2 protein-coding genes are annotated in these 15,252 nt (G+C 78.0%); both read right to left on the bottom strand.

What is annotated here, in order from left to right:
- Positions 1-5,705, bottom strand: a 5,705-nt coding sequence (locus tag ACFWOG_RS32380) for a type I polyketide synthase (protein WP_380362676.1), incomplete at its 3' end; no start/stop codon positions are given.
- Positions 5,702-15,252: type I polyketide synthase (locus tag ACFWOG_RS32375; protein WP_380362674.1), on the bottom strand; the 9,551-nt coding region annotated here is incomplete at its 5' end. The genes ACFWOG_RS32380 and ACFWOG_RS32375, both read right to left, overlap by 4 nt.

The following is a 15,252-nucleotide window of genomic DNA, read 5'->3' as shown; positions in this document are numbered from 1 at the left end:
CGCAGCACCGCCAGCACCTCGTGACCCAGCCGCCGCGCGTCCGACAGCCGCTCGACCAGCAGCAGCCCGACCCCCTCGGCCCAGCCGGTGCCGTCGGCCGCCGCCGCGAAGGCCTTGCAGCGGCCGTCGGGCGACATCGCGCGCTGGCGGGAGAACTCGACGAACGTGGTCGGGGTGGTCATCAGCAGCACGCCGCCCGCCACCGCGAGGTCGGACTCGCCGGAGCGCAGCGACTGCGCGGCCAGGTGGAGCGCGACCAGCGAGGAGGAGCAGGCGGTGTCCACCGTGACCGCCGGGCCCTCGAAACCGAAGGTGTAGGAGATCCGGCCGGAGGCGACGCTGCCCGCGTTGCCGATGCCGAGGTATGCCTCCAGCTCCGCCGGGACCCGCTGGGCAGCACTCGCGTAGTCGCGGCCGGAGATCCCGGCGAAGACACCGGTGCGGCTGCCGCGCAGGGAGGTGGGGTCGATGCCGGCGCGCTCGAAGACCTCCCAGGTGGTCTCCAGCAGCAGTCGCTGCTGCGGGTCGATCGCGGGTGCCTCCCGCGGCGGGACGCCGAAGAATTCGGCGTCGAACTCGCCGATGCCGTCGAGGAATCCGCCGTGCCGGGCGTAGGACGTGCCGGGCCGGTCGGGGTCGGGCGAGTAGAGGGCGTCGAGGTCCCAGCCGCGGTCGGTCGGGAACCCGGAGAGCGCGTCGACGCCCTCGGAGACCACCCGCCAGAGGTCCTCGGGCGAGCCGACGCCGCCGGGGTAGCGGCAGGCCATGCCGACGATGACGATCGGGTCGTCGTCGACGACGGCCGCACCGGGGGCGGTGACCGCGCCGGGGGCCGTACCGGACCCGCCCTCGGCACCCCACAGCTCCTCGGCCAGCCAGTCGGAGAGCGCGGCGGGCGTCGGGTGGTCGAAGACGACGGTGGCGGGCAGCCGGCGGCCGGTGAGCGCGCCGAGCCGGTTGCGGAACTCGACGGCGGTGAGCGAGTCGAAACCCTGCTGGCCGAAGGCCTTGGCGGGGTCGACGGCGTCGGCCGAACGGTGCCGCTGGACGACCGCCGCCTCGGCCCGGACGACGCCAAGCAGGCTGCGGCGCCGTTCGGCGGCGGGCAGCGCGCCGAGCCGCGCCAGCACGTCGCTCCCGCCGGCCGCCGCCGGGGCGGCAGCGGCGGCGGCGCGCGGCACCAGTTCGGCGACCAGCGGGTGCGGCCGGTCACGGAACAGCACCGGCCAGTCGACGTCCGCGACGACCAGGTGGCTCTCGCCGTGGTCCAGGGCCTGGCCGAGCAGGGCGACGGCCTGGACGGGCGGCAGCGAGGCGAGGCCGTGCCGGAGCAGTTGCTGCTCGGCGCCGTCGGCGGCGATGCCCGCGCCCGCCCAGTGGCCCCAGGCGATCGAGGTCGCGGGCAGACCGGCGGCGCGCCGCTCGGCGGCCAGCGCGTCGAGGTAGGCGTTGCCGGGCGCGTAGTTGGCCTGACCCGGGATACCGGCGACACCGGCCAGCGAGGAGAAGAGGACGAAGGCGGACAGGTCGTGGCCGGCCGTCAGCTCGTGCAGCAGCCGGGCGGCGCCCGCCTTGGCGCGCAGGGCGGCGGCGAGCTGCTCGGGCGTGAGCGTGGGGATGAGGCCGTCGTGCAGGGCGGCGGCGGTGTGCACGACGGCGGTGAGCGGCAGGTCCGCGGGGACGGCGTCGAGGACGGCCGTCAGGGCGGCCCGGTCGGCGACGTCGGCGGCGGCGTAGGTCACCCGGGTCCCGAGGGCGGTGAGTTCGGCCTCCAGGGCGGACGCCTCGGGGGCGTCGGCCCCGCGTCGGCTGACCAGCAACAGGTGTTCGGCGCCGCGTCCGGCCAGCCAGCGGGCGACGTGTCCGCCGAGGGCGCCGGTGCCGCCGGTGATCAGGGTGGTGCCACGCGGCTTCCACGACCGGTCGGCGGCGTCCTGCGACCCGTCCTGCCCACCGTCCGGGGAGGCCGCCGGAGCGGCGGACAGCGGGGCGGCGGGCAGCGGGGCGGCGGGCAGCGGGGCGGCCTGGACCAGCCGACGGGCGAAGGCCCCGGCCGGCCGGAGCGCCAGCTCGACCTCGCGCTCCGCGGACGCGTCCGTGAGCAGCGCGGCCGCCTGCTGCCAGGTCTGCCGGTCGGGCGCGGCCGGCAGGTCGAGCAGTCCGCCGAAGAGGGCCGGCTGCTCGGCGGCGAGGATCGCGCCGAAGCCCCAGACGAGGGCCTGCTCCGGGTCGGTGACCGGGTCGGTGGGGCCGGTGCCGACGGCGCCGCGGGTGAGGTACCAGACCGGCGCGGTCAGGCCCGTCTCGTCCAGGGCCTGGGCGAGCGCGACCTGGGCGGCGTGCGCCCACGGCAGGTCGTCGTGCTCGGGGTGCCGGCCGGGGTGCAGGCCGAGCAGCGAGACGACGCCGGCGACCGGGGGCGTCCCGGAGCCGGCCGGTCCGGCGGGTGCTCCGCCGAGCGTCAGGGCGAGCTTCGCGGCGAGCGCGGCCCGGTCGACCCCGCCGACCAGCAGCTCGACGGAGCCGCCGGCCGCGGCGAGCGCCTCGCCGAGTCCCTCGGCCCAGGTGTGTCCGACCGCCTCCTCCGGGACGACGACCAGCCAGCGGCCGTCCGACCGGCCCCCGGCCCGGCCCGCCGGGACGGTGACCGGCCGCCAGGTCAGGCGATGGCGCCAGCCGTCGGCCGCGGTGGCGGCGCGGCGGCGGTCCCACCAGGAGGCGAGCGCGGGCAGGACGGGGACCAGTCGGTCGCCGTCCACGCCGATCGCCTCGCCGAGCCGGCCGGCGTCCCGTCCGGCGACCAGCTCCCAGAACAGGCTGTCCCCGGCGGCACCGGAACCGGGAGCACCGGCACCGGCGGCGGACAGGTGCTCGGGCGAGCGGCTGGCGTCCAGCCAGTACCGCTGCCGCTGGAACGGGTAGCCCGGCAGGTCGGCGTGGGCGGGGCGGGCGCCGGCGAAGGCGGTCGCCCAGTCCACGGCGACGCCCCGGACGTACAGCTCGGCGACGGAGGAGAGCCAGCGGTCGCGGTTGCCCCGGCCGCGCCGGAGCGAGCCGGTGACGACGGCGTCGGCGACCCCGGCGGCGTCCAGGGTGTCCTCGATCGCGCCGGTGAGCACGGGGTGCGGGGAGACCTCGACGAAGACGGTGTGCCCGGACTCGGCGAGCCGGCGCGTGGCCTGCTCGAAGCGGACGGTGTGGCGCAGGTTCCGGTACCAGTAGCCGGCGTCCAGCCCCGCGGTGTCCTGCCAGTCGCCGGTCACGGTGGAGAGCAGCGGGACGGTGCCGGCGCGCGGGCGGACGTCGGCCAGCAGGGCGAGCAGCTCCTCGCGCAGGGCCTCCGTCTGCACCGAGTGCGAGGCGTAGTCGATGTTGACGGGACGGACGGTGGCGCCGTCGGCGGTGAACGCCTCGGTGAGCTCGGCGAGGGCGTCGAGGTCACCGGAGACCACGGTGGCCTGCGGGCCGTTGACGACGCCGATGGAGAGCCGGCCGGGCCAGGCGGCGATCCGCTGCTCGACCTCGGCGAGCGGGCGGGAGACCGAGACCATGCCGCCCTTGTGCGAGATCCGCGCGAGCAGCTTGGCGCGCAGGGCGACGATCCGGGCGCCGTCCTCCAGGGTGAGCCCGCCGGCGACGTACGCGGCGGCGACCTCGCCCTGGCTGTGGCCGACGACGGCGTCGGGGCGGACGCCGTAGGCCTGCCAGAGTTCGGCGAGCGAGATCATGACGGCCCAGAGCACGGGCTGGACCACGTCCACCCGGTCGGGGTCGGGGCCGTCGGCCGCGCCCCGGACCACGTCGAGCAGCGACCAGTCGGTGTGCGGGGCGAGGGCGTCGGCGCAGCGGGTCAGGGCGTCGGCGAAGACGGGCTCGGTGGCGAGCAGGCCGGCCGCCATGCCGGTCCACTGGGAGCCCTGGCCGGGGAAGACGAAGACGGTGCGGCCCGGGGTGCCGGCCCGGCCGCGGACCACGCCGGGGCCGTCGAGGCCGCGCAGCGCCGCCAGGGTGTCGGCCGTCGGCGCACCGGCCGTCGGGCCGTCGCCCACCGGGGCGACGACGACGGCGCGCTCCTCCAGGGCGGCGCGGCCGGTGGCCAGGGTGTGGGCGGCGGCCACCGCGTCGGGGCCCGGGAGGCCGTCGGTGCGATCACCGGCGAGCCGGCCGGCGATCCGGGCCGCGTGGGCGGTGAGCGCCTCGGGGGTGCGGGCGGACAGGACGTACGGCAGCACGGCCGGGGCGGACGGGGCCGCGGTGTCCGCCGCCTGCTCCGACGCCTCCGGCGCCTGCTCGACGATGACGTGCGCGTTGGTGCCGGAGACGCCGAACGCCGAGACGGCGGCGCGGCGCGGCCGGTCCAGGGCGGGCCACTCCTGCCGCTCGGTGAGCAGCCTGACGGTGCCGTCCGACCAGTCGACGTGCGGGGACGGCGCGTCGACGTGCAGGGTGCGCGGCAGCACGCCGTGCCGGATCGCCAGCACCGACTTGATCACCCCGGCCACGCCGGCCGCGGCCTGGGTGTGCCCGATGTTGGACTTCACCGACCCCAGCCAGAGCGGCTGTCCGTCGCTGTGCGCCTGCCCGTAGGTGGCGATGAGCGCCTGGGCCTCGATCGGGTCGCCGAGCCGGGTGCCGGTGCCGTGCGCCTCGACCACGTCGACGTCGCCGGCGGTCAGCCCGGCGGAGGCGAGCGCCTCGCGGATGACGCGCTGCTGGGAGGTGCCGCTGGGGGCGGTGAGCTGGCTGGAGCGGCCGTCCTGGTTGACGGCGGAGCCGCGCAGCACCGCGAGGACCCGGTGGCCGTTGCGGCGGGCGTCGGAGAGCTTCTCCAGGACGAGCAGGCCGGCGCCCTCGCCCCAGCCGGTGCCGTCGGCGGCGGCGGCGAACGGCTTGCAGCGGCCGTCGGGGGCGAGGCCGCGCTGGCGGCTGAACTCGATGAACATGCCGGGCGCGGAGAGCACGGTGGCGCCGCCGGCCAGGGCGATCGAGCACTCCCCGGCGCGCAGCGAGCGCGCGGCCAGGTGGAGCGCGACCAGCGAGGAGGAGCAGGCGGTGTCGACGGTGACGGCCGGGCCCTCCAGGCCGAGGCTGTAGGCGATCCGGCCGGAGGCGACGGAGGTGGTGGTGCCGGTGAGGACGTAGCCGTCGGTCTCCTCGGCGGGCAGGTGGTGCATGCTCGGCCCGTACTCCTGGGCGATGACGCCCGCGAAGACACCGGTCCGGCTGCCGCGCAGTGCGGCGGGGTCGATCGCGGCGTCCTCCAGGGCCTCCCAGGCGGTCTCCAGGAGGAGGCGCTGCTGGGGCTCGGCGGCGAGCGCCTCGCGCGGCGAGATGCCGAAGAACTCGGCGTCGAACTCGCCCGCCTCGTAGAGGAATCCACCCTCGCGGGCGTAGCTGCGGCCGGGCTTGGCGGGGTCGGGGTCGTAGAGGTGGTCGAGGTCCCAGCCGCGGTCGGCGGGGAACGGGCCGACGACGTCGCGCTCGTCGGAGACCAGCCGCCACAGGGCGTCCGGGGTGTCGGCGCCGCCCGGGAAGCGGCAGGCCATGCCGACGATGGCGATCGGCTCCTCCGCGCCGCCGCCGGCCGCCTTGGCCTCGGCGTCGCGCAGTCGCTGACGGGTCTGGTGCAGCTCGGCGGCGACCTTGTTGAGGTAGTCGCGGAGCTTCTGCTCGTTGGTGCTCATCTCTGCGTTGGCCTCTCTCAGGAAATGCCGAGCTCGTTGTCGATGAAGTCGAAGATGTCGTCGTCGCTGACGTCGGTGATGCGGGCGGCGAGGCCGTCGTCGGCCTCCGGGCCCGCCGGGGCGGCCGGTCCGTCCGGGTGCGGTGCCGGGGTGGGCACGCCGAGCACGGCGAACAGCGCGGTGAGCCGGGCCGCTGCGCCGGCGCGGGCGTCCGGGTCGTCGCCGAGGGCGGCCAGGGCCTGCTCCAGCCGGTCGAACTCGGCTGTCGGGTCGGCCCGGGGCGGCTGCGGGGCGGGGGCGAGCCGGTCGCGCAGGTGGGCGGCGAGGGCGGCCGGGGTCGGGTGGTCGAACAGGGCGGTGGTGGGCAGCCGCAGACCGGTCGCGGTGTTGATCCGGTTGCGCAGCTCGATCACACCGAGGGAGTCGAACTCGCTGTCCATGAAGCCGAGGTCGCTCTGGATCGCGGTGGCGTCCGGGTGTCCCAGGACGGCGGCGGCGGTGGAGCGGACCAGGGCGAGCAGTTGCCGTTCCTGCTCGGCGGCCGGTTGGCCGGCGAGCCGGGCGGTCAGCGCGGCGGGTCCCTCGGCGCCGCCGGCGGCGGCCGGACGGGGGCGGTGTCGGGCCAGGCCGCGCAGGACGGGCGCGAGCCGGTCGGCGGGCACCGGCCCCGGGTCGAGGCGGGCGGCCGCCAGGGCGGGGTAGGGGGTGGTGAGCGCGGCGTCGAACAGGGTGAGCGCCTGCTCGTTGGTCATCGGGGCGAGGCCGGTGGCGGCGAGGCGTTCGGTCTCGGCGGCGGTGAGCCCGGCCGCCATGCCGCCGGCCTCGGCCCAGTGGCCCCAGGCGAGCGAGACGGCGGGCAGCCCGCGGATCGCCCGGTGCTGGGCGATCGCGTCCAACCGGGCGTTGGCGGCGCCGTAGTTGGCCTGGCCGGGGTTGCCGAGCAGGCCGACGGCGGAGGAGAACAGCACGAAGGCGGCGAGGTCGAGGTGGGCGGTGGCGCGGTGCAGGTGCCACGCGCCGTCGGCCTTGGCCCGCTGGACGGTGCGGAGCCGCTCGGGGGTGAGCGAGCCGAGGACGGCGTCGTCCAGCACGCCCGCGGTGTGCACGACGGCGGTCAGCGGGTGGTCGGCGGGGACGCCGGCGACGAGCGCGGCGACGGCGTCCGGGTCGGCGAGGTCGGTGGTGGCGAAGGTCACCGTGACTCCCGACTCGGCCAGTTCGGCGCGGAGTTCGGCGGCGCCGGGTGCGTCCGGCCCCTGCCGGCTCGCGAGCAGCAGGTGCCGGACCCCGTGCCGGGCGGTGAGGCGGTGGGCGACCAGCCGGCCGAGTGCGCCGGTGCCGCCGGTGACCAGCGCGGTTCCGCCGTCGGCGAGCGCGGTCGGCAGGGTGAGCGCGAGCTTGCCGGTGTGCCGGGCCTGGCTGAGCCTGCGCAGCGCCTGCGGGGCCTGCCGGACGGACTGGGCGTGGACGGGCAGCGGGAGCAGCTCGCCACGCTCGAAGAGTCCGGCCAGGTCGGCCAGGATCACCGCGATCCGGTCCGGGTCGACGTCGAACAGGTCGAAGGCCAGGTAGGCGGCGCCGTCGTGGTCGGCGGCGACGGTCGCCGGGTCGCGCTGGTCGGTCTTGCCCATCTCGACGAACCGGCCGGCGGGGGCGAGCAGGCGCAGCGAGGCGTCGGTGAACTCGCGGGCCAGCGCGTTGAGGACGACGTCGACGCCGCGGCCGCCGGTGGCGGTCCGGAAGGAGTCCTCGAAGTCGAGGGTGCGGCTGGAGGCGACCCGGTCGCCCGCCAGGCCGAGGCCGCGGAGCACGCCCCACTTGCCGGGGCCTGCGGTGGCGAGCACCACCGAGCCTCCGTGGCGGGCGAGTTGGACGGCGGCCTGGCCGACGCCGCCGGTGGCGGCGTGGATCAGGACGGTCTCGCCGGACCGGAGGCCGGCGAGGTCGTAGAGGCCGTGGTAGGCGGTGAGGAAGGCGACGGGGACGGTGGCGGCCTGGGCGTAGCTCCAGCCGTCGGGGATCCGGGTGAGCAGCCGGTGGTCGGTGACGGCGACCGGGCCGAGGGTTCCCTGGACCAGACCCATCACCCGGTCGCCGGGCCGCAGTCCGGTGACGCCGGGGCCGGTCTCCAGGACGGTGCCGGCGCCCTCGGCGCCGATCCGGGCCCCACCCGGGTACATGCCGAGGGTGATCAGCACGTCGCGGAAGTTGAGGCCGGCGGCGCGCAGGGCGATCCTCACCTCCCCGGCGGCGAGCGGGCGTTCGGCCTCGGGGGCGGGCAGCAGGGCCAGCGAGTCCAGGCTGCCGGGGGTCGTGGTGTCGAGCCGCCAGGCCGCGGCGGTGCCGGGGTCGAGCAGGTCGGCGGCCCGGGTGCGGACCAGCCTCGGGACGCTGATCTCCCCGGCGCGCAGGGCGAGTTGCGGCTCGCCCGTGGCGAGGGAGGCCGACAGTGCGGTCGACAGGGCGGCGATCGTCCCGGTCGGGTCGGTCGCGGCGGACCGGTCGGCGCCGGGGGTTCCCGGGGCTCCGGGCGCGCCGCCCCCGAGGGCGGTGTCGACGTCCAGCAGGACGAACCGGTCCGGGTGTTCGGCCTGCGCGCTGCGGACCAGGCCCCAGACGGCGCCGGCGGCCGGGTCGGGCACGTCCTCGCCGGGGTGGGTGGCGACGGCGTGCTCGGTGACGAGGACGAGGGTGCCGGTCCGCTCGCCGTCCAGCCAGGCGTGCAGCAGGGCGAGGGTCTGCTCGGCGGTGCGGACGGGGGCGAGCACGGTCTGCCCGGCGCCGGCCTCGGCGAGGTCGGCGAGCACCGGGTGCTTCCCGGCGGGCGCGAGCGGCCGGGCGTCCTCGCCGAGCACGGCCCAGCCGTCGAGCGGGGCACCGTCGAAGGCGAGCGGCTGCCAGTCCAGGCGGTACAGCGAGTCCGGGCCCGCGGCGGCCGGGGCGCGCAGGGTGAGCGCGCCGACGGTGGCGACCGGCAGGCCGGCCGGGTCGGTCAGCTCCAGCGTGACGGTGTCCTGGCCGGCCGGGGTGATCCGGGCCCGCAGCGCGGCGGCGCCGGCGCGGTGGACGGTGACGTCCCGCCAGGAGAAGGGGAGGACCGTCCGTTCGGCGTCCAGGACGACGGCGTGCAGGGCGGCGTCCAGCAGGGCCGGGTGCAGCGCGTAGGCGTCGGCGTCGGCGGCGGTCGGGGCGATCTCGGCGTACCGCTCCTCGCCGAGTGCGGCGACGGCGGTGAGGCCGCGGAAGACCGGGCCGTACCGGTAGCCGCGCTCGGCGAGCCGCTCGTAGGCGTCGTCGAGGCCGACCGGGGCGGCGGCGGGCGGGGGCCAGGCGGCGGTGTCCGCGCCGGGGGCGGCGGGCGCCCGGTCGGCCACGGTGCCGGTGGCGTGGGTGGTCCACTCGGCGCCGTCGGCGGCCCCGGTGTCCGGCTGGGAGCGGATCCGCAGCGGCCGGCGGCCCTCGGCGTCGGCGGTGCCGAGCAGCGCCTGGAGCCGGACGCCGCCGGTGGCGGGCAGGGGGAGCGGGGCCGCCAGGTCCAGCGACTCGACGTGGGCGGCCCCGGCGCGCAGCGCGGCCTGGACGGCCAGCTCCAGGAAGGCGGTGCCGGGCAGCAGGACGCCGTCGGCGACGGCGTGGTCGGCCAGCCACGGGTGGGTGCGCAGCGAGATCCGCCCGGCGAGCAGCCAGCCCTCGCCGTCCGGGAGTTCGGTGGCGGCGGAGAGCAGCGGGTGGCCGGTGGCGGCCAGGCCGGACGCGTCGGCGGCCCGGCCGGCGGGCTGGTCCAGCCAGTGCCGGCGGCGCTCGAAGGGGTAGGTCGGCAGGTCGGTGCGGGCCGGGCCGGACGGCAGGGCGGTGTCCCAGTCGACCGGCACGCCGTGGACGTGCAGCCGGGCGAGCGCCTCGGCCGCGGTCGCCGGCTCCGGGCGGTCGGCGCGCAGCAGCGCCGCGAGGGCCCTCGGCGCGGCGGGGGCGGGCCCGGCGGGGCCGGCCTCGGTGAGGGCGTCCTCGGTGAGGGCGGTGAGGCTCTCCTCGGCGAGGGCGGTGAGCACCGGGCCGGGTCCGAGTTCCAGGTAGGCGGTGGTGCCGAGCCCGTCCAGGGTGCGGACGCCCTCGTGGAACCGGACCGCCTCGCGGATGTGCCGGACCCAGTAGCCGGGGTCGGTCAGCTCGGCCGCCGAGGCGAGGGCGCCGGTCAGGTTGGACACCACCGGGAGGCGCGGCGGGTGGTAGGTCAACCGCTCGGCCACCGCGCGGAACTCGTCCAGGACGGCGTCCATGTGCGGCGAGTGGAAGGCGCGCCCGACGGTCAGCAGCTTGACCTGCCGCCCGCGCGCCCGCCACTCCTCGGCGAGCCGGCGGACCTCGTCGCCGTCCCCGGAGAGGACGACCGAGCCGGGCCCGTTGACGGCGGCGACCGACACCCGCCCGTCCAGTTCGGGCAGCACCTCGGCCTCGGTGGCCCGGACGGCGGCCATCGCGCCACCCGCCGGCAGCGCCTCCATCAGCCGGCCGCGGGCGGCGACCAGGGCCACGGCGTCCGGCAGCGTGAGCACGCCGGCCAGGTGGGCGGCACTGAGCTCGCCGATCGAGTGCCCGATCAGGTGGTCGGGGCGCAGCCCGTACGCGGTGGTCGCCAGCCGGTGCAGCGCGACGTGCAGGGTGAACAGGGCGGGCTGGGTGTAGGCGGTGGTGTCCAGCAGGTCGGCCTGCGCGGTGCCCGGTGCGGCGAACAGGACGTCCTTCAGCGGGGCGGCCAGGTGCGGGCCGAACAGCTCGGCGACCTCGTCCACCGCCGCCGCGAACACCGGCTCGGCGCCGTACAGTTCGCGCCCGGCGCCGGCGCGCTGACTGCCCTGGCCGGAGTAGAGGAAGGCCAGCCGGGGCGTCCGGGCCGCCGTGGCGCGGAGCAGTCCGGGGGCGTCCGCGCGGTCGTCGGCCAGCGCCCGCAGGGCGTCGGCCCGGTCCGCGGGTCCGGCGCCGAGGACGGCGGCGCGGTGCGGGAAGTGCGTGCGGGTGGTGGCCAGGGAGCGGGCGAGGCCGGGGGCGCCATGTCCGGCGAGGTCCAGCAGGCGGGCGGCCTGGGCCCGGAGGGCCGGCTCGGTGCGGGCGGAGAGCAGGAGCGGCGCGTGCGCGTCCGGTGCCCCGGCCGCGGTCGTCTCCGCAGCGGGCCCGTCGGCGGGCTCCGTGGCCGGCGCGGTGGCCGGCGCGGCGGGCTGCGCACCGGCCCCGGCGGGCGGGGCCTCCAGGATCAGGTGGGCGTTGGTGCCGCTGATCCCGAACGAGGAGACGGCGGCCCGGCGCGGCCGGCCCGTCTCGGGCCAGGGCGTGGCCCGGTCCAGCAGGCTGACGTCGCCGGCCGTCCAGTCGACGTGCGGCGACGGCGCGTCCAGGTGCAGGGTGCCCGGCAGTTCGCCGTGCTGCAGCGCCTGCACCAGCTTGATCACCCCGGTGACCCCGGCGGCGGCCTGGGTGTGGCCGATGTTGGACTTCGCCGAGCCGAGCAGCAGGGGGCGGGCCCGGTCCTGCCCGTAGGCGGCGAGCAGCGCGCGGGCCTCGATCGGGTCGCCCAGCGCGGTGCCGGTGCCGTGTGCCTCGACCGCGTCGACCTGGTCGGCCGTCAGCCCCGCGTTGGCGAGGGCCTGGCGGATCACCCGCTCCTGGGCCGGGCCGTTGGGGGCGGTCAGTCCGTTGGAGGCGCCGTCCTGGTTGACCGCGCTGCCCCGGACGAGGGCCAGCACCCGGTGTCCGCGGCGGCGGGCGTCGGAGAGCCGCTCCAGCAGGACCAGCCCGGCGCCCTCCGCCCAGGCCGTGCCGTCGGCGGCGGCGGCGAACGGCTTGCAGCGGCCGTCGGGGGCGAGGCCGCGCTGGCGGCTGAACTCGGTGAACATGCCCGGCGAGGACATCACCGTCGCCCCGCCCGCGATCGCCAGGTCGCACTCCCCCGTGCGCAGCGCCTGCGCGGCCAGGTGGATCGCCACCAGCGACGAGGAGCAGGCCGTGTCGACGGTGATCGCCGGGCCCTCCAGGCCCAGCGTGTAGGCCAGCCGGCCCGAGGCGACGCTGGTGAGCGTGCCGGTCAGGGCGTGCCCCTCGTACCCGGGGAGCGTCTCGTGCAGGCGCGGGCCGTAGTCCTGCGGCATGACGCCGACGAAGACGCCGGTCCGGCTGCCGCGCAGAGTGGCCGGGACGATCCCGGCGCGCTCGGTCAGCTCCCACGCCGACTCCAGCAGCAGGCGCTGCTGCGGGTCCGTGGCGGCTGCCTCGCGCGGGGCCAGGCCGAAGAAGGCGCCGTCGAACTCGTCGGCGTCGTACAGGAATCCGCCCTGCCGGGTGTAGGAGCTGCCGGGGCGCTCGCCGTCCGGGTCGTAGAGGGCGTCGAGGTCCCAGCCGCGGTTCTCCGGGAACGGGCCGATGGCGTCCCTGCCGGTGCGGAGCAGCTCCCACAGCTGCTCGGGGGTGTCGGCGCCGCCGGGCCAGCGCCCACTGAGGGCGACGATCGCGACCGGGTCCTCGTCGAGGCCGTCGGAGGTCCGCGCCGAGGCGGCGCCCGCCGCCTCGGGGACGGCCGTGCGCGTGCCCCTCCGCCCGGACAGGAACGCGGCGACGGCGCGGGGGGTGGGCCGGTCGTAGACCAGGCTGGTCGGCAGGGTGAGGCCGGTCGCGCCGGCGAGCCGGTCGCGGAACTCGACGGACGCGACGGAGTCGAAGCCGAGGTCCTTGAAGGTGCGGTCCGGGTCGACCGCGTCCGGTCCGCCCGGCTCGCCCAGCACGATCGCGGCACCCGCGCGGACGGCCGCCAGCGCGGCCTCCTCGCCGAGGACGTCGGTGTCCGGGGCTTCGGCGCCCGGGGCGTCGACCGCCAGGACGTCGGTGGCCGGGGCGTCGGTGGCCGGGGCGTCCCCGGTCGGGTGACCCCCGTGCGGGGCGGCCCCGTTCGGGTCGACGGCGGTCGGTCCCGCGGTGGCGCCCAGCCAGAGCCGGCGGCGCTGGAACGCGTACGTGGGGAGCCCGGTGAGCCGCTCGCCCGGCCCGTAGAGGGCGGACCAGTCCACCGCCCCGCCCCGGGCGAACAGCTCGCCCACCGCGGCGTGGAACTGGTCGAGTCCGCCGTGGTCCCGGCGGAGCGTGCCGGTGACAGCCGCCACGCCGTCGGCCAGCTGGCCGAGCCCGACCGTCAGCACCGGGTGCGGGCTGCTCTCCACGAACGCCCGGTGCCCGTCGGCCAGCGCCGCGCGGACCGCGCGCTCCAGCCGGACGGTGCCGCGCAGGTTGCGGAACCAGTAGGCGGCGTCGAGTCCGGCGGTGTCGAACCGCTCGCCGGTGAGCGTCGAGTAGAAGGCGACGGACGCGGTCCGCGGGCGGATCCCCGCGAGCAGGACGGGCAGGCTCTCCCTCAGCGGCTCCATCTGCGCCGAGTGCGAGGCGTAGTCGACGGGCACCAGCTTCGCCCGGACACCCTCCGCCCGGTACTGCTCCACCAGGTCGGCGACGGCCGCCCGGTCGCCCGAGACCACGGTCGCGGACGGGCCGTTGACCGCGGCGATCCCGAGCTCGTCGGCCCGCCCGGCGATCCGCCCGGCGACCTCCTCGGCGGACAGCGGGACGGCCGCCATGCCGCCCCGGCCGGTCAGGCCCAGACCGGCGATGGCCTGCGACCGCAGCGCGACCACCGCCGCCGCGTCCTCCAGCGAGAGCGCACCGGCCACGTGGGCGGCGGCGATCTCGCCCTGGGAGTGCCCGATCACGGCGTCCGGCCGGACACCCGCCGCCTCCCAGAGCGCGGCCAGCGATACCATCACGGCGAACAGGGCGGGCTGCACCACGTCCACCCGCTCCAGGTCCGGCGTGCCCGGCCCGCCGCGCAGCACCGCCCCGAGCGACCAGTCGACGTGCGGGGCGAGGGCCTCCTCGCAGGCGGCGATCTTCGCCGCGAACACCGGTGCGGTGGCGAGCAGTTCGCGGGCCATGGCGTCCCACTGCGCGCCCTGGCCGGGGAAGACCAGCACCGTGCCGCTGCCGGTCGCGCCCGCGGTACCCGCCCGGTCGCCGGCCCCGTGCCCGGCGGCGTCCGGCGCCGGGCCGTCGGCGAACGCCGCGCGCGCCGCACCGTCGGTGGTGGCACGGCCCTGGGCCAGGCCCGCCGCCTGCCCGCCCTCGGCGAGCGCGTCGAGGGCGGTGAGCAGGCCCTCCCGGTCGGTGCCGGTCACGGCGGCGCGGTACTCGAAGGCGGTCCGGGTGGTGGCCAGCGACCGGCCGACCGCCACCGGGTCGGCGCCCGCCCGGTCGGCGAACGCACGGAGCCGGGCGGCCTGCCGGCGCAGCGCGGCCGGGGTCCGGGCGGAGAGCGGCCAGAGCAGCGGCCCGCCGGGCACGGTCGCGACCGCGGTGTCCTCGGCCGGCGCCTCGCCGACGCCTCCGGGCTCCCCCTCCTCCTCCCCCGGCGGGGCGGTCTCCGGGGCGTCGGCCACCAGCACGTGCGCGTTGGTGCCGCCCACGCCGAAGGAGCTGACGCCGGCGATCAGCCGGCCCGCGGCGTTCGGCCACGGTCCGGAGTCGGTCCGCACCGCGAGGCCGAGCCGCTCGAAGGGGATGTCCGGGTTGGGGGTGACGAAGTTGAGGCTGGCGGGAATCCTCCGGTGCCGCACGGCCAGGACCGTCTTCAGCAGGCCGACGATGCCCGAAGCGCCCTCCAGGTGACCGACGTTGGTCTTCGCCGAGCCGACCAGCAGCGGCTGCTCCGCCGGGCGCCCGGCGCCCAGTGCCGCGCCCAGGCCCGCCGCCTCGACCGGGTCGCCCACGCGGGTGCCCGTCCCGTGCAGCTCGACGTACTGGACCAGCCCGGGGGCGACGCCGGCCCGCCGGGCGGCCTCGCGGACCACCGCCGCCTGGGCGTCCGCGCTGGGGACGGTCAGGCCGTCGGTCGCGCCGTCGCTGTTGACCGCGCTGCCGAGCAGCACCGCGTGGACGCGGTCGCCGTCCGCCACCGCGCGGGTGAGCGGCTTCAGCACCAGCAGCACGCCGCCCTCGCCGCGCGCGTAGCCGTTGGCCCGGGCGTCGAAGGTGTAGCAGCGGTCGTCGGGCGAGAGCGCGCCGAACCGGTCGACGGTGAGCGTCGACTCGGCCGCCAGGTTGAGGTTGACGCCCGCCACCAGGGCGACGTCCGACTCGCCGCCGCGCAGGCTCTCCAGCGCGAGGTGGACGGCGACCAGGGAGGAGGACTGCGCGGAGTCGACGGTGAGGCTCGGACCGCGCAGGTCGAGGGCGTAGGAGACGCGGTTGGCGATGATGCCCCGGTTGAGACCGGTGAGGCTGTGCCGGGTGATCGCGCCGGCGCCGGTGGTGAGCGTGGTGTAGTCGGCGGCGATGGCGCCGACGAAGACGCCGGTACGGCCGCCGGCCAGCGCGGCGGGCAGGACGCCGGCGTTCTCCAGGGCCTCCCAGGCGAGTTCGAGCACCAGCCGCTGCTGCGGGTCGGCGGCGGCGGCCTCGGCCGGGGAGAGGCCGAAGAACTCGGGGTCGAACCGGTCGACGTGGTCGAGCCACCCGCCCGCCCGGGGCGGCTCCGCGC

The sequence above is a fragment of the Kitasatospora sp. NPDC058406 genome (assembly GCF_042722765.1).
GTDB lineage: Bacteria > Actinomycetota > Actinomycetes > Streptomycetales > Streptomycetaceae > Kitasatospora.
This window is presented reverse-complemented; position numbering and strand designations above follow the sequence as displayed.